Source organism: Vibrio sp. S12_S33 (assembly GCF_963889785.1).
Classification (GTDB): domain Bacteria; phylum Pseudomonadota; class Gammaproteobacteria; order Enterobacterales; family Vibrionaceae; genus Vibrio; species Vibrio aestuarianus.
The window spans coordinates 1-26,278 of record NZ_CAWPQZ010000027.1; the positions used below are offsets into that span (position 1 = coordinate 1).

General features: G+C 41.7%; 22 protein-coding genes and 2 pseudogenes. 11 read left to right on the forward strand and 13 right to left on the reverse strand.

The window, feature by feature from the left end:
• Window positions 1–688: IS5 family transposase (locus AACW06_RS12690; RefSeq protein WP_192075332.1), on the forward strand; the 688-nt coding region annotated here is incomplete at its 5' end.
• Between the two features lie 21 nt (window positions 689–709).
• Here the strand turns inward: AACW06_RS12690 and AACW06_RS12695 are convergent.
• On the reverse strand, window positions 710–1,126 hold the full coding sequence (locus AACW06_RS12695) for a YdcF family protein (protein ID WP_192075333.1): 417 nt from the start codon (window positions 1,124–1,126) through the stop codon (window positions 710–712).
• A 308-nt stretch (window positions 1,127–1,434) separates the two neighbouring features.
• Here AACW06_RS12695 and AACW06_RS12700 point away from each other — a divergent pair, with 308 nt between their 5' ends.
• Window positions 1,435–2,910, forward strand: coding sequence for a peptide MFS transporter (locus AACW06_RS12700; RefSeq protein ID WP_192075334.1), 1,476 nt, complete (start codon window positions 1,435–1,437; stop codon window positions 2,908–2,910).
• Between the two features lie 117 nt (window positions 2,911–3,027).
• Here AACW06_RS12700 and AACW06_RS12705 read toward each other — a convergent pair.
• The 4 genes and pseudogenes from AACW06_RS12705 to AACW06_RS12720 all read right to left on the reverse strand — a co-directional run.
• A pseudogene (locus AACW06_RS12705) lies at window positions 3,028–3,237 on the reverse strand (type II toxin-antitoxin system RelE/ParE family toxin); the annotation flags it as partial.
• A pseudogene (locus AACW06_RS12710) lies at window positions 3,237–3,495 on the reverse strand (type II toxin-antitoxin system Phd/YefM family antitoxin). The pseudogenes AACW06_RS12705 and AACW06_RS12710, both read right to left, overlap by 1 nt.
• A 180-nt stretch (window positions 3,496–3,675) precedes the next feature.
• The gene (locus tag AACW06_RS12715) at window positions 3,676–4,116 is read right to left on the reverse strand and encodes an excinuclease (RefSeq protein ID WP_192075335.1); all 441 of its coding nucleotides are present in this window, start codon (window positions 4,114–4,116) and stop codon (window positions 3,676–3,678) included.
• Window positions 4,117–4,226: 110 nt separating this feature from the next.
• Complete coding sequence (locus tag AACW06_RS12720) at window positions 4,227–4,472, reverse strand: hemolysin N-terminal domain-containing protein (protein ID WP_238336702.1); 246 nt, start codon at window positions 4,470–4,472, stop codon at window positions 4,227–4,229.
• Window positions 4,473–5,131: 659 nt separating this feature from the next.
• Between AACW06_RS12720 and AACW06_RS12725 the strand changes: the two genes are divergently transcribed.
• Window positions 5,132–6,379: an SGNH/GDSL hydrolase family protein gene (locus AACW06_RS12725; protein ID WP_272956761.1), complete on the forward strand. Its 1,248-nt coding sequence runs from the start codon at window positions 5,132–5,134 to the stop codon at window positions 6,377–6,379.
• A 48-nt stretch (window positions 6,380–6,427) separates the two neighbouring features.
• On the opposite strand, the gene AACW06_RS12730 is transcribed toward AACW06_RS12725, so the two are convergent.
• Entirely contained in the window at window positions 6,428–6,886 is a 459-nt protein-coding gene (locus tag AACW06_RS12730) for an Lrp/AsnC family transcriptional regulator (RefSeq protein ID WP_141652849.1), read from the reverse strand.
• Between the two features lie 149 nt (window positions 6,887–7,035).
• On the opposite strand from AACW06_RS12730, the gene AACW06_RS12735 reads away from it, so the two are divergent.
• Window positions 7,036–7,986 carry a DMT family transporter gene (locus tag AACW06_RS12735; RefSeq protein ID WP_192075337.1) on the forward strand — a complete coding sequence of 317 codons (951 nt, stop codon included), beginning with the start codon at window positions 7,036–7,038 and terminating at the stop codon, window positions 7,984–7,986.
• Here the strand turns inward: AACW06_RS12735 and yegD are convergent.
• Window positions 7,977–9,329 carry a molecular chaperone gene (gene yegD, locus AACW06_RS12740; protein WP_192075338.1) on the reverse strand — a complete coding sequence of 451 codons (1,353 nt, stop codon included), beginning with the start codon at window positions 9,327–9,329 and terminating at the stop codon, window positions 7,977–7,979. The two genes, AACW06_RS12735 and yegD, sit on opposite strands and share 10 nt — an antisense overlap.
• Before the next feature lie 144 nt (window positions 9,330–9,473).
• Here yegD and AACW06_RS12745 point away from each other — a divergent pair, with 144 nt between their 5' ends.
• Together AACW06_RS12745 and emrD are read left to right on the forward strand one after the other, a co-directional pair.
• Window positions 9,474–9,782 (forward strand): cysteine-rich CWC family protein, encoded by a 309-nt coding sequence (locus AACW06_RS12745; RefSeq protein WP_053310573.1) that lies wholly within the window; start codon window positions 9,474–9,476, stop codon window positions 9,780–9,782.
• A gap of 191 nt (window positions 9,783–9,973) precedes the next feature.
• Window positions 9,974–11,179, forward strand: a complete 1,206-nt coding sequence (gene emrD, locus AACW06_RS12750) for a multidrug efflux MFS transporter EmrD (protein ID WP_192075339.1) — start codon at window positions 9,974–9,976, stop codon at window positions 11,177–11,179.
• 37 nt (window positions 11,180–11,216) lie between these two features.
• Here the strand turns inward: emrD and AACW06_RS12755 are convergent, their stop codons facing one another.
• Window positions 11,217–11,561 (reverse strand): HopJ type III effector protein, encoded by a 345-nt coding sequence (locus AACW06_RS12755; protein ID WP_192075340.1) that lies wholly within the window; start codon window positions 11,559–11,561, stop codon window positions 11,217–11,219.
• 63 nt (window positions 11,562–11,624) lie between these two features.
• Entirely contained in the window at window positions 11,625–12,593 is a 969-nt protein-coding gene (locus AACW06_RS12760; protein WP_192075341.1) for an ABC transporter substrate-binding protein, read from the reverse strand.
• A 114-nt stretch (window positions 12,594–12,707) separates the two neighbouring features.
• On the opposite strand from AACW06_RS12760, the gene AACW06_RS12765 reads away from it, so the two are divergent.
• Window positions 12,708–14,663 carry a PAS domain-containing sensor histidine kinase gene (locus AACW06_RS12765; RefSeq protein ID WP_192075342.1) on the forward strand — a complete coding sequence of 652 codons (1,956 nt, stop codon included), beginning with the start codon at window positions 12,708–12,710 and terminating at the stop codon, window positions 14,661–14,663.
• Between the two features lie 65 nt (window positions 14,664–14,728).
• Here AACW06_RS12765 and AACW06_RS12770 read toward each other — a convergent pair whose 3' ends face one another.
• On the reverse strand, window positions 14,729–16,276 hold the full coding sequence (locus tag AACW06_RS12770) for a DUF3369 domain-containing protein (RefSeq protein WP_192075343.1): 1,548 nt from the start codon (window positions 16,274–16,276) through the stop codon (window positions 14,729–14,731).
• A 270-nt stretch (window positions 16,277–16,546) separates the two neighbouring features.
• A complete protein-coding gene (locus AACW06_RS12775; protein WP_192075344.1) occupies window positions 16,547–17,431 on the reverse strand; it encodes an AraC family transcriptional regulator in 885 nt (294 codons plus the stop codon).
• 169 nt (window positions 17,432–17,600) lie between these two features.
• Here AACW06_RS12775 and AACW06_RS12780 point away from each other — a divergent pair, with 169 nt between their 5' ends.
• Window positions 17,601–18,749, forward strand: coding sequence for an iron-containing alcohol dehydrogenase (locus AACW06_RS12780; protein WP_192075345.1), 1,149 nt, complete (start codon window positions 17,601–17,603; stop codon window positions 18,747–18,749).
• A gap of 109 nt (window positions 18,750–18,858) precedes the next feature.
• Window positions 18,859–19,509, forward strand: coding sequence for a lysoplasmalogenase (locus AACW06_RS12785; RefSeq protein ID WP_192075346.1), 651 nt, complete (start codon window positions 18,859–18,861; stop codon window positions 19,507–19,509).
• A gap of 3 nt (window positions 19,510–19,512) precedes the next feature.
• Here AACW06_RS12785 and torS read toward each other — a convergent pair whose 3' ends face one another.
• Window positions 19,513–22,395 (reverse strand): TMAO reductase system sensor histidine kinase/response regulator TorS, encoded by a 2,883-nt coding sequence (torS, locus tag AACW06_RS12790; RefSeq protein WP_192075347.1) that lies wholly within the window; start codon window positions 22,393–22,395, stop codon window positions 19,513–19,515.
• Window positions 22,396–22,483: 88 nt separating this feature from the next.
• On the opposite strand from torS, the gene torT reads away from it, so the two are divergent.
• Window positions 22,484–23,485, forward strand: coding sequence for a TMAO reductase system periplasmic protein TorT (gene torT / locus AACW06_RS12795; protein WP_192075348.1), 1,002 nt, complete (start codon window positions 22,484–22,486; stop codon window positions 23,483–23,485).
• Window positions 23,486–23,538: 53 nt separating this feature from the next.
• Window positions 23,539–23,994, forward strand: coding sequence for a methylglyoxal synthase (locus tag AACW06_RS12800; RefSeq protein ID WP_053310561.1), 456 nt, complete (start codon window positions 23,539–23,541; stop codon window positions 23,992–23,994).
• Between the two features lie 65 nt (window positions 23,995–24,059).
• On the opposite strand, the gene helD is transcribed toward AACW06_RS12800, so the two are convergent.
• Window positions 24,060–26,123 (reverse strand): DNA helicase IV, encoded by a 2,064-nt coding sequence (gene helD, locus AACW06_RS12805; protein WP_192075349.1) that lies wholly within the window; start codon window positions 26,121–26,123, stop codon window positions 24,060–24,062.
• Window positions 26,124–26,278 lie beyond the last annotated feature (155 nt).

Below are 26,278 nucleotides of genomic sequence, written 5' to 3' on the forward strand. Positions count from 1 at the left end.
TAATAAACCAGAGCATCGGATGACTTTCGAAGGGATACTGTTTCGAATGAGAACTGGCGTGCCATGGAGAGATTTACCTTCTGAATTCGGTGAGTGGAGTACCGTTTATAGACGCTTCAACCTTTGGTCTAGAAAAGGCATTTTAAAACTACTTTTCAATCAGTTATCTAGCATGGCTGATTTTGAATGGGTCTTTCTAGACGGTTCAATTGTCCGTGCTCATCAGCATAGTACTGGTGCGGCAACACCAGATAGCGAGTGCATTGGAAAGAGTCGTGGCGGTAATTCAACTAAGATCCATCTAGCTGTAGACAGTGGTGGATTACCTATCTGCTTTGACCTTTCTGAGGGGCAACGACACGATATTGTCCATGCCGAAAGCCTTGTAGAGCAGTTAGATGAAGTGAATACCATTGTTTGTGACAAAGGCTATGATAGTGACCCCTTTCGACATTTTGTCCAATTAAAAGGTGGAACAACCGTCATAGCTAAACGCAACTATGGGCAAGATATAGACAAGGAAAGTATGGATTGGTGTCTATATAAGTATCGTCATTTAGTTGAAAATGCGTTTGCTAAAATCAAGCATTATCGAGCAATATCAACTAGATATGACAAGTTGAAAAGAAACTATGCCAGCATGGTATCGCTGGCATTTATGTTAATGTGGCTACCAATGCATTGCTGAGCATAAAACGTACAGCAAAGATCAACACGCACTAGAGATAAAGGTAACGTGTAATTGATTACCGGCTTGTAGTTGACCAGTTTTTAGCAATTCAATCGCTAAGTTTTCAATATTTTCCACTGTATTGGTTGAAGACTCTTCTAACAAAATATGGTTGCGATTCAATAAATTCGACAAACTACCACATTGATTTGAACATTCATCGACTTGGTTCACCAAATAGCGATACATCGCCGACGCTTCTGACACCGTTTGTCCTTTGGTTACTCCACCACAGAAGGCAAGCACGCCATTATCTATTTCATTACACCGTAACGCCATCACCAATCTATCGATACGACTTTGCCCCTCTAAAGTAAGTTGGTCCGCGGCAAGGCGCTTACCCAACACCACATAAATTTTCTTTGTATTGCTGCTACTCGTATCTTTTGGGTTCATTTTCTACCTAAAAAGTTAAATAACTAAAATGACCAAAACCATCGTATACCCTTCTTATTCAAAGCTGAAAGTTACCAATCATTTTAAGGATACATTGAAAACAGACTAATCAATAATTTTACTCATGTGTGACAACACTCAAGGGGGAACATTTACCTTGATTATACATTAGAAAAACATGATTTATACATTAGAAAAACTCGTGCATAAAGTGACATTTCTGAGATAAACGCGCCAAATTATAAACGCCTGTCAGTGATAAAATAATCAGGAATAAATTCTTAATATCACTATATATCGAGATAATTATGTGGAATAAACTCAACAAATCAATGATGTTTTGCCAAATGATGTTTGGCTTGTCATTTTATGGTGTAATGGTAATCCTCACGCGTTTTTTCCTAGAAGATCTAGGTTATAACGAAGCGGATACCATGATGGTTGTCGGTGCGTTTTCATCGATTGGCCCTCTGTTTGCTATTGCTGGTGGATTTATCGCAGATAAATTCCTTGGTGCATATCGCTCATTAACTATTGCCTATGGTGCATTTGCAACGGGTTATGTGCTATTGGTTCTAGGTGCTTCTGCGACCAATGTCCCAATGGCTTTAGCTGGTATTGCACTTGCGAGTTACGCTCGTGGTTTGATGTCTCCTTCGTACCCCAGCTTGTATAAACGCACTTTTAAATCGCAAGAAGACTTCGAAAACTGTTTCCCAATCAACTACTCAGTCAATAATGTGGGGGCACTACTTGGTCAATACCTATTTCCAATGTTTGTTTTGGCTATCGGTTTTAACGGTAGCTTTATGCTTTCTGCTGTTTTGGCCGCGTGCGCATTTGCAACACTAATTATTTTCAATAAACCATTAGTTGGTGTAGCCGCTGAAATTGACCAAAATAAGGTTAGCAAAAAGAACTGGTTGGCTTTCTTAGTGCTTTCTTGCGCGATGGTGGGACTGGTATTTTTCATGTTCTCTAATATGGATATCGGTCAAAACATCGTCTATGCGATCGGTGCAGCCGCTATTTTATATTTCATAACATTAATGCTAAAAGCACAAAAATCAGACGCGCTGAAGATGGGAGCCATCCTTATCATGACCTTGCTCACTACCTGTTTCTTTGTTTACTACGGTCAAATGATGACTTCAATGACCATGGTAACAATCAACACAATGCGTGGTGACTTGTTTGGCTTAATCCCAATAGCGCCGGAAGCATCAATGGCGATGAACCCACTATGGTGTATCGTGGCGGGCCCAGTGATTGCGATGACATTCTCATCACTTGAAAAACGTGGCGTTAACTTTTCTACCGCAACGAAAATCGGCTTCGCATTTATTTTTACTGCCATTGCCTTTGGTATTCTAACCATGGCTGTCATGAGTGTCGGCGCAGATGTCGTTATCCGTCCTGAAGTGTTCTTAGTGATCCACTTCTTCCAAGCGTTTGCGGAAGTGATTGTCGGTAGCCTGGTGGTTGCGTTTATCCTTTCGGTCGCGCCTAAACATATCGAAAACTTCTCTGTTAGCTTATTTTCAGTTGCGATTGCCTTAAGTGGCATTGTCGGGGCCGTCTTCTCGACCTCAATAGCATTAGAAAAAGGCCAAGTCATTACCCAGCAAATTGTACAAACCGTTTATGGCGACTACTTTAAATTGCTGACCATGCTTGCCATTTTGATGGTTGTCATAGCACTTGTTGCTTCGTTTATTATTAGAAAAATGCTTGAAGCGGCTCAGTCAAACCAGCCTAATGACCTAATGGAAGCGAAAAGCTAGACTCATTAACACGTAAAAAAATATCCTCCGGCATCGCCGGAGGTTTTTTAGTTGCGCCCTAGTAGGTGCATCGCGATCTGACATTTGCATATGACTATTACTTACGCCCCATAAACGGTCTATCTTAATATGGGAGCGATAAGGGCTAACAACTTCACGGTAACTTAAATAGTCAAATTCAAAAGGGACACGTCCTGATTTTAGGAACATTCTAAACATTCCACTTTTTCAAAAACAGGCTGAACCAAAAGCTTAGCTGCTAACAAATTGTTTAAGGCTATATTCGGCAACATCATTGAGGTCTGATAAAGCAGGACCTGTCCAGATTACTTCAGCCGTTGTGACATCTTATCTTTAGCTTCAGAATGGGAAACAACTTTACCATCGGCTATAGCACGTTCGCCTCTTGCAATACCTTCAATAATTGAAAGACGATTTTGCATAAACTCGTAGTCATCAACATCAGCCAAGTAAGCTGATGGTTTACCATGTTCAGTAAATCAATATAGGTTCTTTACTATCATGTAGATCTGCTAAGATCTTCGTAGCCTGACCTTTTAGATATGTGACTAATTCAACTTTTATGAGTTCCGCTCCAAAGGAATACTAAAGTGATACTATTTATTTTATCACTTAGAGTATAACAAGCTTCGTGCTGGCTAACGCCACGAGCGGTGAGCAATACCAATCACCTAGCCCTGTATACACTTAAATCAAACCGAAAATACCGAGCGTTGGCAATCCCTCTTTAACCGTTTGTTATGCTTATTTTTCGAGCCTCACAACTTCACCACTCAATGCAACTCCAGCCACCACGGCTCCAGCACCACATTGAAAAGTATCGTTGCTTGAAGTGAGGTTATTTTTGTAATTTGATTTGATATTGACCACCGCATTTCCACCCTCTTTTATCGCTCTGTTTTTAAGAGCAATCATGGCGGAAAGAAAAACCCAATTGCACGCTTCTTCATCTGTTTTATTGAAAGCGTTCGTTTTTTTATTGGTTTTAAATTCACCTAATTCTTTGAGAACTTTTCCGTAACTCTGCTCGCCAAAGTAAAATGAAACTTCAGAGCCTAATTTAGATTTAGCTACTTCAGAGCTCATTGCCTTTGTAATCGAATAATTACCCACATCATCTCTAGCAAAAGTGTTTGATGAGAAGAAAACCAGTGATGAAAGAGCTAAAATTGTTAATTTTTTCATTGTGATAAACTCCAAAATAATTTGATTGTGAATAGAGCATAACGCTGTATTAAAGGGTGAACAATGCCTTTGCTTCGCTTCTTTGTTGCTCATCATCAATATTGCTGAAATCAACAAAGTAACCGTTGGTGTTGACTGAGTACGTTATCACGAATTTCAACCAAGGTTGGTGGCTCGACATCGTTCTTCAACCAGTAGCTAGCATTTAAATAATTGATTTGGCTGTCATCCTGAAGCTCACTGAATATTTCAATAACCAAACCTTGAGGCTGATTGATCTCAGCCATTGCAGTGTTCCATACCAAACCTGACATCATGGCGATAACGCTTACTGCTTTATTTTTGTTTATTGGCATACATACCCTTCCTACTTGAAGTTGCAGCGGTGTTGGCTACGTTCCCTCACCCCAATCACATAGTTTATCTATGTTCATGTGGATACACTTACTTGCCGCCTACCTGCAACTTCAAGTGGTTTGGGTATAAACCTCTAAGCACTTTTAATTATTATCTGATGAAAACCAAAAGAGTTACTTAAGTATTCCATCGTTTATGATTTGTCTAAAATGCAGAAAATCCCTACACACCTATTGACACACAGATCAATAGTGCTTTTGATAAAAATTTAAAATCTTGAGTTAATTTATATGGCCTGGCATCACAAATAAAACGAATGTTTTTATACTATTTGACTGGATTTGTATTTATTGATACTTCTATTACATTGATGCCAAATAACATTAGAATATTTTAATGAAGTCAAGGCTTAATATTCAAACGCTAAATTAGTTCCCTATCAACAACACTTAAAATATATTTTATCTCTGAGCTATTAACATAATCATATTATTAACATTTCTTAGTGAATCTTTGATCTTCATTACAAATGTTTATTATCTAAGATAGTTATTCATTGACTAATTGCTATGTGAGAAGAGTATAGGTCAGACCAGTTATTAATCTTCTAACCTCGTTTATATTTTTTCGATATACGAACAAACATAAGAATCTGATGATGAAACTATTAACTTTATTAGTAACTTCTTTATTACCACTTTCGATAGCTAACGCTAATGACAGTGCCATTACACCAGAATCTCTTTCTGCTGATGAAATAATGAGCACACAAAGTAAGCAAACCTACACTTATGTACGCTGCTGGTATCGACTTGCTGCAAGTAATGATGCCCCAGCAACCGATTGGGAATGGGCACTGGATGACAACGGTGATTATTATACGATTGATGGCTATTGGTGGTCTTCGGTTAGATTTAAAAATATGTTCTACACCGACACACCCCAGCAAGAAATTAAACAGCGTTGTGAGAACACATTAGATGTCTCTCATGATACTGCCGATATAATTTATTTTGCGGCAGATAACCGCTTATCTTATAACCATTCCATTTGGACTAATGATCAGCAAAATTCATCACCATCAATTAATAGAGTCGTCGCTCTCGGTGACAGCTTATCTGATACAGGTAATATATTTAACGCTGCACAATGGACGTTTCCTAATCCTAATTCATGGTTTTTAGGGCATTTCTCTAACGGTTTGGTGTGGACTGAGTATTTGGCAAAAGATAAAAATTTACCGTTATATAATTGGGCTGTAGGTGGTGCTGCGGGGCGCAATCAATACATTGCTTTAACTGGGGTGTATAACCAAGTCACTTCGTATCTCACTTATATGAAGATGGCAAAAAATTATCATCCTGAAAACACGCTATTTACCTTAGAGTTCGGTTTAAATGACTTTATGAATTACAACCGCGAAGTCCCTGAAGTAAAGGCCGATTTTAGTAGCGCGATGATAAGACTTGTCGATTCAGGGGCGAAAAATATCATTTTATTTACATTACCCGATGCAACCAGAGCACCTCAATTCAAATACTCTACTGCGGAAGAAATGGCTAAAGTCAGCTCGAAAATTAAATCTTTCAACATGTTCATCAAAGAACAAGCACTTTATTATCAAATGCAAGGGATCAATATTGCGCTATTTGATGCGTACACCCTGTTTGAAAACCTAGCATCAAATCCTCAACATTATGGCTTTGAAAACTCATCCGATGCTTGTTTAGATATTAATCGTAGTTCTGCAAAAGATTATCTCTATAGCCATAGCCTGACCAATGACTGTGCGTATCATGGTTCGGATAAATATGTGTTCTGGGGAGTCACTCACCCAACCACAGCTACGCATAAGTTCATTGCTGATCAAATAATCAAGACATCACTTGAGCAATTTCATTTTTGACAATAATCACTGACTGAAAATACATCCACAGCCGCTCGCAGTATCAGCCTATACAATCCATATAGGCATAGCGCTAGCGGCTTTTACTTGTCGAATTGCCAAATGAGTGTGGATATCTTTGACGTTTTCCAGACGTTGTAATTTACGAGTAAAACTCTCGTAGCCTATTAAATCTCGACTTACCACTTCCAGAAGGTAATCATATGCACCCGACACCACATGACAACTAATCACTTCCTCCATATCAAGCACAGCAGATTCAAAATCCTCAATCGAGCTAGCTTGGTGGTTGCTAAGGCTGACTTCAACAAACACCGTCATACCGACCCCAATAGCCTGGCGATTTAAGCTCGCTTGATAACCATCAATCACCCCACTTTCTTCTAAACGTTTCAACCTCCTAGCACAAGGAGAAGGCGACAAACCTACCTTATCTGCCAATTCGGCCGTTGTTAGGCGGCCGTCTTGTTGTAACAAGTCCAACATTCGACGATCTATCTTATCCACTTTGTAATCCTTGATAAATTCCACCCCAAAACCTCTAATTTTTAACTGATTTTGGCAAAAATAATGATAATCAAGCGCTAATTTGCCAGATAAAAGCGTGCAGATCGATAGATAATTGTTAAACATCCTAACTGAATGTTAATACCATTATGATCTCTGGCTATCTGGCAATAATTACAACCCTTTTACTATGGTCTGGTTTTTTTTTCTCTCTGAAAGGCGGCGCAATCAGTAACCTGACGCCAGCAGATATAGCCCTTACACGTTTTCTTTTGCCTGCCATTGTTCTATTTCCATTGCTATGGAAAGCAAGAAAAAATGTGCAAGCTGTCTCTAATCGTTATTTACTGGGTATGTTTTTAGGTTGTGGCTTACCGTATTTGTTAGTGGCAAGTCACGCGATGCACTACGTGCCTGTTGCTGATGGAAGTGCACTCGTGCCGGGCGTGCTGCCTTTATTTGTCTCTGGCATTGCGGTTATGCTGTTTAAGCAACCATTAAGCACTCACAGAATCATTGGACTGGTTCTGATCATGATAGGTGTGGCCCTTTTTCTGTATTCAGGTATGACTGATTTTGCATCAAACCGTCTTACAGGCCATATGTTGTTTCTAATGGGCAGTTTGATGTGGGCTATTTTTACCATTTGCGCGCGAGTGGCAAATTTGCATGCTTTAGTCAGTGCTGGGTTTATTTCATTATTATCAGTAATTGCACTAGTACTGTTAGTATCAATTGGGGTGCTAGACAGCTATTTAGCCGTCACAGCTTTGATTGATTGGCCATGGAAGACAGTGATTGGGCATATGCTTTTGCAAGGTGTCGGAGCGGGTTTAATTGCAGCATTCACCTACTTATATGCAGTATCCACATTAGGTGCAGAACGCTCGGCCGCTATTGGGTCGGCAACGCCGGCCATAGCAGCACTGTTAGCAATTCCTATTTTCGGAGAAATACCTACCACTTTCACTTGGGGAGCTCTCAGCTTTATCTGCATTGGTAGCTTAGTGGCCAGTAATGTGCTGATGAAACACGATACGTCACTCAGCTATCAACCGCCAACGTATCAAAAACCAAGGGCACAACCCTATCAGCGATAACAGATTTCAGCCCAGCGAGCTAAGCCCGCAGTTACTGAGCCAAAATAGTTGCCGCTTACCACTGGCACATGTGGCAGTTGCTGTTCAACCGCTTGGCGCAATATAGGGGAACGCGCCGAGCCGCCCGTCATGAAAATGACATCGGGTTTTACCCCGCCTTGTTCGACAGCTTCTTTCACTAGATCGACCATTTTTGATTTTGGTGATTCAATCGCTTCGATCATCTGTTCACGTTTAATATCAACTGCAACCTGTTCAGACAAAAGGTTGAGCATCACCTGGCATTGAGGAAGGTCCGATAGCGCGATCTTCGCTTCTTCAGCTCGGCGCACAATGTGATAGCCCAACGTTTCGAAATAAACGTTAAGTAGTCTTGCCAATTTGTCTGGTTGCTGCGCCTCTTTATGCAATAACTTAAGTGCCGCTAGGTTTTGTTGAGAATAAAAATCACGTTGCGCTTCAACATTGTTGATCGCAATCGGGTTCCAAAACTGAGTCAACGGCATATCAATTCCTGATACGGCTTTGCTGCCCAAACCAAACGGTGTCATCAACTGTTTGAACGCAAGGTAGATATCCAGATCGTTCCCGCCCACCCGTTGCCCGCTGTGAGCCAACAAACTGGCGCTGCGGTCATCGCGACCTCGCCAACTTGGCCCCATTTCGATCAATGAGCAGTCTGTAGTACCACCACCAATATCCACCACTAACACGGTTTTGTCTTGTTTAAGAGTCGCTTCATACTCCAAACCCGCGGCAACCGGTTCAAACTGAAAACTGACTTGCTTAAAACCAGCACGTTTGGCGGCTCTTGCCAAAATAGCTTCAGCCTGACGGTTGGCATCTTCACCACCTCGGCCATGAAAGTTAATCGGGCGACCAATAACCGTGTCTTGAATGCTCTGCTTTAAGTTCAGTTCTGCTTGTTGTTTGATGTTAACCATCATGGCGCAGACTAAATCTTCAAAAAAGCTGATTTGAATATCGTGTAAACCCGATGCGCCTAAAAACGATTTCGGAGATTTCACATAGTAGATGTCTCTTGGATCTTGTAAATAGAGATCCAGTGCTGCTTGTCCAAACGCGATATCTTGTACAGCAAGGTCGATGCTCTCTTCACGGTTGAAGTTGATCGCTCTTCTTAATACCTGTTCGCCAATTTTGTCGCTCGGTTTGATATTATGGTGGCGAAATAAATGCTCAGAGACAGATTCACGCGTCGGAGCGCAAATAGTCGAAGGAATGTAGTAGCTCTCTCCCTCTATCGGCAGCAATGTGGGCTGCCCATCTTGCATCATCGCCACAGAACAGTTTGCCGTACCGTAATCAAAACCAATAAACATTATTGCTTCCTAGCATCGAAAAAAGGTCGGCAATCCTACCTTATACGTATTGTGAATACTAGGTCGTGTTAACCTTTCACAGGTAAACAATCCATACAAGATGATATACAATCCAAGCTTCTCAAAATAACTAGGCTTAAGTTGATGAAAACTCCTTGTATTGCAGCGTGTAAAAATGAAGGTGGAATATGCTCTGGTTGCCACCGCACCATGCAAGAAATTGTACAGTGGCGTAACTTTTCTGTGCAACAGCGCGATGAGATCATGACAAAACTGAAACGTGACCAAGGAACCCACCGCTGCCCAAGTTGTAAACAAAGCGCTCATTGTGACATCAGTGAAGGTAAAACTACCTGCTGGTGTTTTGAGCTAGAAGATAGAGATACCTCATCGCTTGATAATCATGCAAAATGCTTATGTCGACACTGCCTTACATCACTGCCAATTGTGTGATTTTTGGATTAGTTTAACTAATGATTCCTATAGATTTTTATCTTGCTTAAGATCACACTTTTCGATTGATAAACAGCCAAAACCCTACTAATATCTCGCACCGAAAGAGCTACTCTTTCTCATATTATCATTAGTTTCAGTATCCATTTAACTCTCATTCCGTTGTTGCATTTTTGTGCAGGAGATTCATCATGTCCGCATCGTTTCCATTAGTGAAGCTGACGTTTTTAATTGCGATTTTGACCGCTGTTGGTCAAATGACACAAACTATGTATGTCCCATCCATTGGTCATATGGCGGGTGAGTTTTTGGTTACGCCGGCATCATTGCAAGCCGTTATGGCGTGTTACTTAATTCCGTATGGTTTATCGCAATTTGTCTACGGACCATTGTCAGACCGACTTGGCCGCAAACCTATTATTATTGCTGGTTTGTTGATTTACATCGTAGGTTCAATATTGGCTTTGTTTGCCAATCAATATGAATGGTTTTTAGCGGGTAGTTTTGTGCAAGGACTTGGCATTGGATGTGGTGGCGCAATGTCTCGTACCCTAACGCGCGACTGCTTTTCTGGGGCAGAACTGCATAAAGCAAATAGTTTGATCAGCATGTGTGTGATCTTTTCACCACTTATTGCTCCTGTATTGGGCGGCTATTTAACTGAAAGCTTTGGTTGGCGTTCTAGTTATCTTTTTCTGTCACTGTTTGCCATTGCGGTCATCATTACCATGATGACCAGTATGGTGGAAACCTTACCGAAAAACCTGAGAAAACATGAGCGCGTCTCTAGCAGCTATCGTTATGTACTAAATGACAGACGTTTTCAAGGTTACTTAATTTGCCTTGTAGCAACCTTTTCTGGCGTTGCAGTGTTTGAAGCAGCGGCAGGTGTGCTGTTGGGCGGTGTATTACAATTACCAGCGACAACCGTAAGTTTGTTGTTTGTACTACCAATTCCTGGTTATTTAATTGGTGCCGGATTGTCGAGTGTTATTGCACAGCGCGTTAATGAAAAAAGTGCGCTGTACGTTGGGCTAGTTGCGATAGCCATCGGCTCGCTCGTGGTGTTTATTCCAGGCTTGTTTGAGAAAACAACGGCACTCACTTTAATTGGTGGGGCTACGGTCTATTTCCTAGGGGCGGGTATTTTATTCCCTGCAGCGACAACAGGGGCATTAACTCCACTGCCTTATCACGCAGGAACAGGTGGCGCAGTCTTAGGTGGCATGCAAAACCTAGGCGCAGGTTTAGCAACACTGTTGGCATCAGCCATTCCAGCTCATAGCCAAATGCCATTAGGTGGTTTAATGCTATTGATGTCGGTGTTTGCGACTCTAGGACTGATTCGAGTCTACAGCAAACAAGACCCATCCAATGAAATGCCATTGGCAATTTAAAGTGGTCAGGGAGGCGTATAGCCTCCCTCTTCTATTCCTACTTGATACTTAAGGCTTGATTAGAAAACTGGATACCATCCCAACCATATTCAATGAAGTTGCGAATGTTTTGGTGATCATCATTCTCTGGGTTTTGTAGAACGTCTTTGCGGTAATAGTCACCAAAACAAGCCAATGTTTGCGCCTTATCTAACTGCTGTAATTGCGCAAAAGCAAAAATTTTGCATGAGCCATTATTTTGATTCTCCGCATTGAGAATTTCACCATTTTTAAACTCCGTTGGTGTAAAGTGATAATTATCATCAATGGTTTCAATCACTTGGCTAAAGACTATGCTGTCAGGCTGCCGTGTTAACAAGGTGAGTAGTTCGTTCAATTCCATGTCGACTCTCTTTTTAACTGGTAAAAGCGTCAGTCTAAGTAAAAACAAGTGCAATGAAAAGAATCACTCTATCGCAGTCCAGCCTTTAGGTATCGATAACCCCCAACGTGCCATTTCGGCCGCATGATAAATTGCTTTTCCTTGTAGCCCTATTTGTACTGGTATTTGGCTTGCATCTTCATTGTGCTCCAAAATGCGGACCACTATATCAGCGGCCATCTGCCCTTGATCACTTCCTGCAAGTACAACGCCACCAGCTGCTTTGCCTTTACCAATCGAAAAATCCCAAAAACCGAATAGCGGTACTTGGGTATTTTGGTTGGTCCATGTCATGATTTTTTCAGCATCAACATGATTCCCAGCGTCATCCATTAGTGTTTGAAATAAACCGACAACAATCGCACCAAAGCCTCTTTTATTCGCTGTATTAATCTGTTCATACCATTCTCTATCAGTAGTGATCGAGGAAATCTCCGTTGTGATGCCTAAATTATTCTCAATCATACTGACTTGAGTTTTCATATATTCCAAAGCGATTTTCGCGGTATTACCAGAGTCAAACAGCACGAGTACTTTTCGCTTATCCTCTTCCAGCATACGGCCTATTTCGCCCATGGTTTTCACAAACAGAGGTCGTTCTAATATCCCCGTGACTTTGGCTTGTCCTTGGTATTGCATAATGAGTTTTCTCGGGTTGTCATTGATCCCCAGAAATACAATTGAAATCGGCTCGTTATACAGTTTCGGCAACATATAAACTAAAGCGTTATCATCACCCAGCACCACTACATCAGGTTTAGCCTGTTGATAGGCCGCGAATGCTTTTTCAGCCATTACCGAATATTGACTAGCAGGAATTCGCTTGGTGTTCATCTCAAAGTTTTCGAGTTCATAGCAAGGTGTTAACGTATGCTTAAGGGCCTTCAGATAACTTTGATCCCATTCGTTGTGTTGGTGATAACTTTCAATGACTAAAATTTTTTCTGCCAAAACCGAAGGACTGATCAGCAACCATAACAACATCCAACGCATGAGTTATCTCCAATAATTTGATTTATTTTGTTAAGTGTAGCCAATACCCCCTCATTCATACTTTAGATTCAGCATCTATACTGAAATACATCACGCCAAAACATGAGTAGAGAAATGAATAGAAGTCGTCAATTTGAAGAGAGTGACAGCAGCCCGATCTCTAGCCATATTGGCCGGCGAATCATTATTTTTCTAGTTATTCTTAGTGGGCTAGTAACGTTAATGACCACCCTAACACAAACCTATTTCGACTATAATCGTGAGTTTAATGACGTCGCTCAGCGTCATCACGAAATAGAATTTGTTCATGCCGATCTACTGGCCACTGCTTTGTGGAATTATGATCTCGTCACCCTTCAACAACGTCTGGATGGTCTGGTTAATTTACCCAAAATTGATTATTTGCTCATCTCTTCTGGGAATTATCACTTCAGTGCTGGTAATAAAGTAACTGAACGTGTCTTAAAAAACAGCTATCCGATGCTCTACCTAAACCCTGATACTGGCATTAAAGAGCAAGTAGGCACTATCTACATTGAGTCCAATGCTCAAGAAATCTATACCTATCTTATTCGGCAGTTTTTAGTTGTACTTGTTGTGAACGCGATGAAGACAGTTTTTGTATGTTATGTGATTCTAATTATTTTCCACGAAAGCGTGAATCGAAGGTTATTTGCCATTGCTAACTACTTACGTAAATACAACCCTCGACACCCACCTAAACCTCTTCAGCTAGTACATAAAAAGTGGATTATGGGACACCACGATGAATTGGTATGGTTAGCCGATGAGACCAATAAAATCACAACCAATCTGACAACGCTGTACAACAATATCAAGTTTGAACAAGAGCGACTTGCGGATTTCACCGAAGTTTCATCAGATTGGTTATGGGAGACAAATGCATCCAATCAGCTTATTTATGCTTCAGAACCAATGCGCCATGCATTAAACATTGCGGCAAATGAGAAGCCATTCCTCTCTGAACTAACGCAATTTAAAAATTTGAATCACTTTTTACATCTTCTTGAAAAAAAAGGAAATTTTTCCAAATGCGAAGAAAATATCGTTATTTCCGGTGTCACGCAATATCTCATGTTTCAGGCGATTGCACGCTATCGTAATGAGCAATTCATCGGTTTTAGAGGTACAGCAATTAACATCACTGAATTAAAACTAGCGCAAACCGAACTTGAAGATCTCAACCAAAACTTAGAGCGGCAAGTTGCGCGAAGAACGCTTGATCTTCAACAGCGAACTTCAGACCTAAAACAGAGCATGCAACAGCTACAGGAAACACAAAGTCAGTTGATTGAATCAGAAAAACTGGCTGCATTAGGTGGGCTAGTGGCCGGGGTCGCTCATGAAGTCAATACACCACTAGGTATTGCAGTAACCGCAACGTCGGTGATTAACGATATCAAAAACGAACTGAATAAAGCCTTTGCCGACCAAACACTGACCAGCAGTCAGTTTTCATCGTTAATGCTGCGCATAAATGACACGACTCAAATGTTGGAAAGCAACCTAAACCGGGCAGCAAAACTGGTACGAGACTTCAAACAAACAGCGGTTGATCAAGTATCTGAGAGTCGGAGTCAGTTCTCTATTCATCAAGTTCTGCATGCCTTAATTGCAAGTCTTCATCCAGAAACACGCAAGGTGCCCGTTGTGCCTAGTATAGAAGGCGATGAAACAATCACTATGAATAGTTTACCGGGTGTATTGACTCAAATTGTTTCCAATTTAGTGATGAATAGCATTAACCATGCTTTTGCACAACAGCCAAATCCGGAAATAACAATTCGTTTCTATCAGCAACAAGATAATATTATTTTAGAGTATCAAGATAACGGCTGCGGTGTGGAGCCTGCTTTGCACCACAAAATTTTTGAGCCCTTTTATACTACTAAGCGAGGCAAAGGTGGCTCGGGGCTAGGTTTGAATCTCGTCTTTAATTTGATGAAGCAAAAGCTGAGTGGCCAGTTGCTATTTGAATCCGATGTCGATGAAGGCGTACATTACACTTTCACCCTACCTAAGACACTAGAATGGGATATAAAGCCTTAAGCATGCATCACCGCCATTGGCGGTGATGCAATATTGATAAACAAAGTTTAACTCGAAACAAATGATTAATCGGGTAGTTGATTACGAATGGTGATAAAGTCACCCCAATGCTCTATCATTAAATCAACTAAGTCTGGGTCAAAATGTTTTCCTTTTTGGGCAACAATTTCTTGCATAATGGCATCATCTGTCCACGGTTCTTTGTAACTTCGCTTAGAACCCAACGCATCAAATACATCGGCTAATGCAGTTATACGACCGCTGATCGGTATCCGATTACCGATCAATTGGTGGGGATAACCCGTTCCATCCCACTTTTCATGATGAGTAGCAGCAATTTCTTTTGCGACGGCAATCAGGCGACGCTTGGAGCGACTTAAAATTTCCACTCCATATTCAACGTGCTTTTGCATAATCTCCCACTCTTGCGCGTCTAACTTGCCTGGTTTATGCAATATACTGTCTGGAATGGCAACTTTACCGATATCGTGTAGCGGTGAGGCACTCTTGAGCATATCTACCTCTTGCTCCGGTAAACCATACAATACAGCTAGTTTTTCACTGATCAGAGAAACTCGCTGTACATGTGCACCGGTTTCTCTACTCCGCGCTTCAACCGCATTGGCTAAGTTATACACTAGCTCTTTTGAGGTTTCCCGCAGGTCGACTAACAAGTTTAATTTTTCAAAGGTCAGTCCGATGTTGTGCATGTAGATCTTCAGTAACTGTTTATCAAGCTCACACAAATCATCTTCAATATTAATGTACAGTAAGTTATCTACGCCACGATCATCCGTTGTGAATAAAACGGAAGCATCACCAAAATCTTGTGATTGCTGGGAATTCAATACATACCGACAACGAGTCGCAACTTGGTCGGGTAAACGCCCGAGGTTGCACTCAGAATAAAAATCAATATAGTCGCCAGTAGCCGCTAATGTCAGCGCTCGGCACTCCTCCCCTTCAGGCCTAGGCTGAACAATGCAGTAAAAAGCTGACGAATGCAGTTTAAGAAGTGAAGTTAGTTGCCCGAGCACTGACTCAGCATAAGTTTTCAATGTAGTGGTATTTTGCACATTGGCAGAAGCTTGAATGACACGGCTCAAGCCTTCTTTTTGTTCTTTAATCAAACATAAATCACGATAAGCACGAAGCATGGAATACAGCAGCGTTCTAAGCTTCTGCGTCGTGAGTTCGGTCTTCTCTTTATAATCATCAATTTCGTACTCTTGGATAACAGTATCTTCAGGTGCTTGACCCGCCTGTCCTGTACGAAGCACTAAGCGAATCATCTTGTTATTACACTCTTCACGAATATATTTTACTAATTCCAGACCAGCATGTTCCGTTTCCATGACAACATCGACTAATGCTAAAGCTATATCGTCGTTTTCTCTCAGTTTCTCTTGAGCCTCAGTGCCTGACATTGCGGATATGAGATCAAGAGGTCGGCCTTGAAATGTAAAACCGTTTAGTGCCAAACGGGTAATTTGGTGCATCTGCTCATCATCATCCACAAGCAGTACATACCATGGCTTAATTTCAACTTTCGGCTCATACGAACCTTTATGCTCATGTCCATGTTCTTGTTGATAATCTGCAAAAAGATCCATTGCCTAATTCCCTTGAATGACGATTTGTCTACTCTTTAGGTTTAGCACATAACGGCTTTTTTAGTGGATGAATTCTGATCAATATGATGAAAAACAAAGCCCCTATTGAATTCAGCATAGATTGATTCAAATAAGGGCTTGTAGGCAGAACGTGACTAGCGTTCTTTAGGAGGAACAATGACGATTCGTTGCTATCGTCACTGCTTTGGGAATAATGTCGCAGTGCTCGTAATAATAAAAGAGTAAACCTTATGTTTTATCTTTCCTCTTTTATCGCTGAACTCCCCTTGGCGTTTCGTTGAAGTGTCTTTTATATTCTCGACTAAATTGTGATGCACTGGTGTAACCAACCATACGTGCGGCATCATTAACCCTTTTGCCTTCCACATGAATAAGCTCTTTGGCTTTATTGAGTCGTACTTTCTTCAAATATTGTAAGGGAGACTCTAAAGTGACGGATCTAAAAGCTTGATGGAATGCAGAAACGCTCATATTGGCCTCTTCAGCCAATCGCTGCACGGTAATTGATTGATCATACTCTTGATGGACTTTGCTCAGTGCTTTCGCTACACGTGCGTAATGACCTTCTTGATGAGCGAGATCAAACAACACATGCCCTTCACTGCTGGTTAGGGCACGAAATACGATCTCTTCAAGTATCGCCTCTCCCAATACTTTTGCTTCCAGATCATTCACCAGTGCGGACATTAAGCGAATAGTGCTCGCCAGCATTTCTTTGTTCATTTCTACCGATTTAAGACCACATTTCGATGTTTTATCGCTGCAGTTTCGATAAAAACCCGACTCTTCAAGTTTACTTACCTGTTTGAGTAACATCGAATGGTCAATATTGATGGTTAAACCCAGTAACGGTTCGTTTTCTGTGGCAAAAGCTTCACATTCTAGTGGCAATGGAACGCCTACAACCAAATAGTCATTCGGCCCATAGTGGACGGGGTTACCTCCAATATGGATCTGTTTATGCCCTTGGCCTAAAAGAATAATGCCGGACTGATAAACAAACGGCTGCCGTTGGTTACCCTGGCTGCTGCGATAAAACCACACATCAGCGATGACCGTCTGATGAATTCCCTCCAATTGATCTAAAGACTGTTTTTCTACGTATCGTTGCATCAGTTGCGCAAGTTCGCTCATGACACCTCCTAAAGAGACAATATGGCTAAAGGATACAAACCAAATAGAATTAGGCAATTTATTTCGAGAAATTGGCCTATATTCAATGTCAATCAAGTACTAATATGCACATTGTAAAACACTGCCTTGGAGGTTTTCCTCCATTTTTAGAAGCAAAAAGGTGAGAATAATGAAATTTACTTATGTTAACCCTACTCAAATTTATTTCGGCCAAGAACAAATTGCAGCGATCAGCAGTGCAATCCCTACAGACAAAAAAACCTTGGTTATTTATGGCGGTGGCTCAATCAAAAACAATGGTGTTTATGATCAAGTCGTCAGTGCACTAGCGCATCATAACTGGGTTGAGTTTGCCGGTGTAGAGCCAAACCCAACCAAGGAAACACTCGACAAAGCCGTTGCGGTAGTGAAACAGCAAGGCATTGATTTTATTCTTGCCGTTGGTGGTGGTTCCGTGATTGATGGCTCAAAATACGTTGCAGCGGCCGCCAAATACGATGGTGATGGTTGGGATATTATGCTCGGCAAACACCAAGTAGTTGAAGCAACACCTATTGGTGCAATCTTGACTTTGCCTGCGACAGGCTCTGAATCGAACATGGGCGCAGTAATCACTAAAGCTGAAACACAAGACAAACTAGCATTCATGGCACCAGCGGTTCAACCGAAGTTTGCCGTACTTGACCCAGATGTCATGAAGTCATTACCTGAACGCCAGTTGATCAATGGCTTGGTAGACGCTTGGGTACACGTTTGCGAGCAGTACCTTACTCTACCAACCAATGCGATGGTTCAAGACGGCTATGCTGAAACGCTCCTTAAAAACCTGTTGGTACTTGGCCAGCAATACGCAGAAAGAGACAATGACCAGTGGCGAGCGAACCTAATGTGGACAGCAAACCAAGCTCTGAATGGGTTGATTGGTAGTGGTGTTCCTCAAGATTGGGCTACGCATATGATTGGTCATGAATTTACTGCTTTGTGGCATGTAGACCACGCGCGTTCTTTGGCTATTGTGCAACCCTCTTTGTTGCGTAATCAGCTTGAAAACAAACGGGCTAAATTAGAGCAAATGGGCAAAAATGTATTTGCTCTACCAGCAGGCGAAGATCTAGCACTACGTACAATTGACGCTATCGAAGCCTTTTACCATAGCTTAAATGTTGCCACTCAATTTGCTGACCACAGCAGCAGCAAACAAGAAGCGGTCAACGCAGTCATTGCACAACTAGAAGCTCATGGTATGGTCGTATTAGGTGAGCAGCAATCAATTACCATTGAAAGATCTCGTGAAATATTAGAGCAGGCTATCATCTAATTCGATCCGTTTGGCTCATAAATAAGATTTCATAAAAAATATTCTGTTACAATCCGAGCAGCGCTGATAGGCGCTGCTTTTTTGTTTGTAGAAAACCTATGGAAAACCTATGTGGTCAAGCATCATCGTTATTTGTACTATTCATTTATTTTCTATCAGCCGTGGCCCTAAGTGGTTGTTTTATATTAGCAAACCACTACCAGTACTACTAATGGCCACGTCACTGTATCTTGCTGGTATCAGTGACGCTTCCTTTCATGCTATGAATAATTCATTCGGTTTATGGGTACTTGTGGGACTACTTCTTTCAGCGATGGGTGACGCTTTTCTGATGCACCCCAAAGATAAGTTTGTTGCTGGATTAAGCTGTTTTTTGTTTGCGCACATTGCCTATAGCATCGGCTTTTTTCAAACGATAGAGTCCATCACTTGGTGGATACCCGCAGGATTCCTAGCGGTTGGTGTATTGGTATTTTTGCTGCTACTACCCAGTTTAGGTGCGATGATCATTCCAGTCGCTCTCTACATTGTTGTAATTGTGGCTATGACTGCATCAGCGGCCGAGTTTTGGGTGGCTTATCGCTCATCGGCGGGGCTATTGGCTTTGGTTGGAGCATTAATGTTTATGATGTCTGACTTAGTACTTGCCATTGATAGGTTTCGCTCTGCTTCTCATTTCTCTCGACATGTAGTCATGGTAACGTATTACACCGCACAAGGGTTAATTACGCTATCCGTACTCGCTAGTTTAACCGCCTAGCGTTTAATTTAAAAAATCCCTAAGCGCTTGCACTGACAACGCCACTGCCTTTTCTAACTTTACTCGCTGCATTTGGTAAACTTTTTCTGGGGCACTATTTTTTTCTATCTCAAGGCACACATCAAACAAAGCATCTAAACCCAAGCTACCGGCAGAGCCCTTAAGTTTGTGTACGATCAACTTAATTTGCTCGCCATTGTCCGCGTGATGCTGTAACTCTAGCAACGCCTCACTGGCACTGCTGGCGAACAACTCCACGATCTGTTGCATCTTATCATGGCCAAGAACATCAATGTCAGCCAACACAATACGGTTATCAATCACAGTGCATTTAGCTTCAACATGGTTTGATGGATTTGAATCTTGAGTGAGTGGTAACGGTTTGCCTTCAAGACTACGTTGGATTATCTGCTCAAGATCTTCTTTTACGATCGGCTTAGGAAGATAGCCATCAAAACCTGCTGTCAAATATTGCTCGACCTCTTCGTTAAAAACATGAGCAGATACTGCGATCATCGGAGTTGATTTGTGCTCTGCTCGATTGACTTCGAAACATTTCAATTGCGCCAAAAGATCAACCCCATTGCAATCGGGTAAATTGATATCAAGTAATGCGATATCAAACTGTTGTTGTGCAAACAATACTTGCGCTTCAGCGCCATCTTTGGCAGTTAGCACCTCATGCCCCATATGTACCAAGAAACCTTCAGCAACCATGCTGTTTACCGGATTATCTTCTACTAATAACACTTTAGCGTGCACAGATGAGGTTAACTGAGTTGGCTGAATAGTTATCGCTTCTCCATGTTTTAGTGGTACAGAAAACCAAAATCGGCTGCCTTTACCCAGTTCGGATTCCATATGTAGCTCGCCGCCCATCGCATCTACGATCCGTTTGCTGATCGCTAGACCCAACCCAGTTCCCCCTTTATGGCCAACACCACCCGTAGCTTGAGTAAACGCTTCGAACAGGTTTTCTTGTTCATCTTCACGAATCCCTATCCCTGAATCAGCCACTTCGAATATCACCTTTTCAGAGTTATCAGCATCAATACTAACGTAAATATCGACATAACCTTGATCGGTGAATTTGATGGCATTACCGACTAAATTGGTCAAAACTTGACTTAAACGAGTCACGTCACCAAACCAGAAAGACGTAACCTCGCTTTCAATCTGCTTGGTAAATTCAAGTATTTTTTGTTGCGCGCGCCCTTCCATCAGTTGATAAATATCTTCGACCATACGATGCAAATTAAAATTAGTGGGGCGAATTTCCAAGTACCCTGCCTCAATTTTTGAGTAGTCTAATACATCGTTCAAAATAGCCAGTAATGTGCTACCACTACGGTTGATGACATCTACATAATGACTTTGCTGGCTGGTCAATGGAGTATCTTGGAGTAAACGAGCTGTCCCTAATACACCGTTCATCGGCGTGCGAATTTCATGACTCATCGTAGCAAGAAAAGCCGATTTCGCACGGTTGGCCTGCTCTGCTTGGTTACGAGCTTTAGCGTGGTTCAACACTTCTGCATTCAACTTAACATTCGCTTGCTGTAATTGTTGGGTGCGCTCAGTCACTACCTCTTCTAGGTGTTCTTTGTGCTCTTGTAACTCTCGTTTGGCTTTCACTTCCGCTTGTGCAACTTCTTTTAGCGCATTGGCTGTGTTTCTTGCGGTGATAATAGCCTTACCCATTTGCGCAAGCTCATCACTACCTTCCACAGTCAACTCAACTTGTAACTGACCTTGAGCAATAGAAAGCAACGCTGAAGAGTATTGCGCTAAGCGCTTAACTACCGAAAGATAAACGACTTTCCACATGATCAAGACCGCCACTAAAAAACCGATCAACGTCAAAATAGTTAGGCTTAATTGAGCCAAATTTAAGGTACTCGACAGAGCCTCAACAGCATTGGTGGTCGTTTGGTTGGAGTCATCCACTAAGCGGTTAACGGTGGTATTTAATTCAGATAACTGCCGCAAAGTGTTTTGCATCAGAGTTAAAGCCGCTTGCTCATTCTGGTAACGCTGCTGTAAAACATCAAAGACTACAGTGCGCTTTTGTAGATCGTTAACCAGAGCGAGCATTTGTTTTGAGCGGGTTGGATCTTCCACTACTTGAACACGCCTTTGCATAATAGAAAGGTTGTGTAAGAACTCGCTCTGGATTTGCTCAATACGTTCCACGTTAGTGGCGGTACGTATTTCTTCGATATGATTCAACATCTTAAAGGCAAGTAGATGCAACTCGTGCAACCGTTCAGAAAGATCTAAATCAACCTCAACCAATGCATCAAGCGCTTGATAAACTTGCTGTGTTTTATTTGCCTGCAATAGGTCATAAATATGTGTGATATTGGCTACCGCAATGGTACTCGTGTTCAACACTTGTGTGCGCGTTAGTTCTTCGAGTTGCTGCGTTAACTGACGCATCTCTTCAACTCGAATATCTAAGTCATCCGCAATATACAATTTGCGCTCAACGGTAATGCCGAGTTGCGCCAGCGCATCAATAACATTTTGCACATGGCTTTCTAAACGAGTCAGGAGTTCTGAATCAAAAGAATCCGCTCCTAATTGTTTGATATGACCGAGTAAAGAGTCTAACTGGTCGAATAACTTCTTACCTGATTGCTTGCGTTCTTGTTCCGTTTTTGCATTGGTCAATGTCTGTACAGATGCGATAATTCGACTGCTTAGTTCTGAAACTTGACGAGCTTCTAACATTGATGGAATGGCGCTATTTACTACATCACGCTCTGTCTTTGCGACCAAAGAAAAACCAAATACGCCAATCAACGCTGACATCAAAACCAGTAATGCCATCGCTGAAAAGGACAACATTAATTTTCTACCAATACTGGCCTTAGCTAATTGCATGACACTCAACCTTAAACATAACTTCTTAAGCAAGACGGAATAGGCTATATTTTGCAGTGTTTATTCTTGTTATGCCAATGAATCCCTAATGCGATTGATATACAAATGTCTTTTACGTTCGCTAGCAGCCGTGCTTCTTACCCTATTTACCGGTTCTGCTATTGCCGATACACCAAACAAAGTATGCGCCTTGTACCCGCATCTTAAAGATTCTTACTGGTTGTCAGTCAACTATGGCATGGTTGATGAAGCTAAAAAGCAGAAACTGAATTTACGCGTCTTAGAATCTGGCGGTTATCCAAACCATGAACGCCAAAAAGAGCAACTGTCATTATGTGTCCGCTGGGGAGCCGATGCGATTATTTTAGGTACCGTATCACCCGATCTATACTTTTCTGAACTAAACCAATATGTAGGTTCAACGCCTGTCTTTTCTGTAGTCAATCACCTTTTTTTGGATAAAACACAATCTCAATTACTGCAGGGGCAAGTCGGTGTCGATTGGTATTGGATGGGCTACTACGCAGGGAAATACCTTGCCGATAAACACCCTAAAGGTAGTGGAACAACCAAAATAGCACTTCTGCTTGGTCCTAAAGTCAGCGGGGGCACAAAACCAGTAACGCGAGGGTTTTATAGTGCCATTAAAGACAGTGATATTGAGGTAATCGAAAGTTTATGGGCAGACAACGATAAAGAGCTACAACGCAACTTAGTCCAGCAAGCGATTGATATTCCTGACATCAATTACATCGTAGGCAGTGCAGTGGCTATTGAAGCAGCTATTAGCGAATTAAGAACAACCGGCAAAACAGAGAATATTGGCTTAGTTTCCACCTACTTGAGTCACGGCGTTTATCGTGGGTTATTACGTGGGCGAGTACAGTTTTCCCCTACAGATAAAATGGTTCAACAAGGGCGTTTATCGATTCAGCAAGCGGCTGCTTTTTTGAATAATGAAACTTATCAAAAAAACTCAGCCCCCATCATTGAGCCGCTAACACCACATTCACTTAATAAGCAGATAATTGCAGATTCGTTATCCCCATCCGAATACAGGCCAACTTTTAGCGTAAAAGAGATTGAATAAAAGCGGCGATTTAGTTATTTAAAGTGCTTATTTAAAATATTAGGAACACTTCAATGCAAAACACGACTCGTACTATGCCTGCGCATAAACATGTCGCTCTCGTTGCTCATGATAACTGCAAGCCAGAATTACTTCGCTGGGTTAAAGAAAATAAAGAAAAATTGCAACGCCATTTTTTATACGCTACAGGCACAACCGGCAGTATGCTCAGTAAAGAAACTGGCTTGGCTATCAAAAGCATGATCAGCGGCCCTATGGGCGGCGATCAACAGATCGGTGCGCTTATCTCGGAAGGTAAAATTGATATATTGATCTTTTTCTGGGATCCACTGAACGCCGTTCCGCATGACCCAGATGTCAAAGCGCTATTACGAATTGCTAGCGTGTGGAATATTCCTGTCGCTACCAACCGCGCTAGCGCAAAATTTCTCTTTTCATCACAGCTAATTGAACAAGAAGTCGATATTGAAATTCCTGACTATCAGGCCTATCTCGCTGAGCGTATGTAACTGAATATTAAGTTAGCAACGTTGAGTTGAATGGTAAACACTGCCCCCTAAATATAGGGGGCAGATCATTTCTGCTTCACAACAGGATAGTCACCCGATAACAATTCTCGCACGAACATCGAACCACTGCCGCTGTGTGTAATCCATACTTTCTCTTTGGCACGCGTTAAAGCCACATAAAATAAACGTCGTTCCTCTGCATATGGGAAATCATCCGATGACTGAGTTAAAGCTCCATCAATGTGCAGCGCTTTGACGCGAGCTGGAAACTGGCCTTCATCAACCCCGACAATAATAACAAAATCGGCTTCTTTCCCTTTACTTGCATGACAAGTCATAAACTCAATATCAAGTGAGCGATAATGGTTTTGCCAGTCCTTAAGCAATTCAGGTTTGTGGTAGTGGTTACGTCCTAACAGCAACACCGATTTCGTCTGGCTGGCCTGACGATTTAATTGCTCCAATATTTTTTCAAGATTACTGCTTGGCGCAATAAATACCGACTTTTGTTTTTGCTGCTTAAAACTATTGAGCGTTTTGCGAATTTGGTTCGGATTCATTTGGATAAATTGATTCGCCACCGCTCCCAACTGATCATTAAAACGATACGTCGTATCGAGATTATGAACAGTCGAGTGTGGGAACCGTTCGGTAAAGCCCATGGTTAAGTCGACATCAGATCCTGCAAATTGATAGATGGATTGCCAGTCATCGCCAACCGCGAACAAATTGCATGTTTGAGGGTTTTGGTCACACAAAGCTTGGATCAACGCCATGCGTTGCGGCGAAATATCTTGATATTCATCAACCATGATAAATTTCCACGCCGACTTAAATTTGCCTTTTACAACATATTCAGTCGCACGGCTGATCATAATATTGAAATCAATCTGCTTCTGTTCTTTCAACATTTGTTGCCATGCTTGGTAGCAAGGCCAGCACAATGAAAACTCGCTGTTAAGTCGCGTATAGTCATGGTGATCAATCAAACGTTGTTGTAGCTCTTTTTTCCCAAGGCCAAGCATCGCAAGTTGATCAAGTTGCTTTTCAAGCCACGTAATCAGCTTCGGATTTTCAACATGGCTGCCTAGTTCATCATCACCGGCCAAATAAGCAATCGGCCAATTAGATAAATGCTTTTGCCAACGCTTAAAATTGGTGGGTGTCATCCAATGTTTTTTCAACCAGTCAACGCACCACGCTTGTTTTAAGTTACTATCTAAAGCAATCGGTGAAATAACAACATCACCATCTTCAACGTCATTTAGAATTTTCAAACCCAGTTGATGGAAGGTGTTAACACGCACCTGTTCAGCCGCCATACCAATACGAGCATCAATCCTCTGCTCCATTTCCTTTGCAGCATCACGACCAAATGCCACTAAAAGTAGCTCTTCAGCTTGAGCAAGGTGACTTTGCAGCAAATACGCAACACGTGCCGTCAATACACTGGTTTTACCTGAACCTGCGCCTGCTAAAATAAGGTTGTGATCATCATTAAGCAGCACTGCATATTGTTGGGAAAGATTGAGCGGTGAACGCTCTACTTGAGAAAATAACACTTCCCAATTTTTGCGCTCTGTTTCTAACCAACGTTGGTTACGCTCGGCGATAGACGTTGACGGTTCCGTTAACCACGGCAATAACTTTTCAATTGCATCGGGTAAGCGCTGGTGAGCTTCTGTAAGATTCATACCCATCGTCTGGAAATCACCTTCAACTTGAGCAATCCATGCATTTAATAAAGAGTGGGGCAAAAATGAAGGTAAACGCTTAAGGCGTTCAAGTTCGAGCTCCCAACGAGGCAAATACTGGCTCAACTGTAAACACTGATGATGATGCCACTCTTGATAAGCGGCCACAGCAGTATGAGCAAACTGACGACATTGCGGCCAAGGCAACCCTTGTACTAGCCAAGACTGCTGAATATCTTCTTCTTCATGAGCAAAAAACTGTAATGTTCCCCACACTAAGCCACGTTTAATTCGAACCTTACCGTTCCAAACATTAAATGGAATGCGCTCTTCACTAACTTTGGAAGCAATGATCAAAAGTTCATGCTCTAGTTCAACTTGGTGGTATTCATTTTGAATTAGGTATTGTGCAGTCTTATTTGCGCTTAGCTGCATTGTTTTATGCTCTTTAATGACGGTGTAAGTATGATATACCAATCACTGTGGCCATTGAAAAATTAATGTCAATACTGCAATGCTTCTTTTCTCGACAAGTAGTCACTTTTCTTTATTTTGATCAGGGTCTTAGTTTAAGCTTCTGCTACACTAGT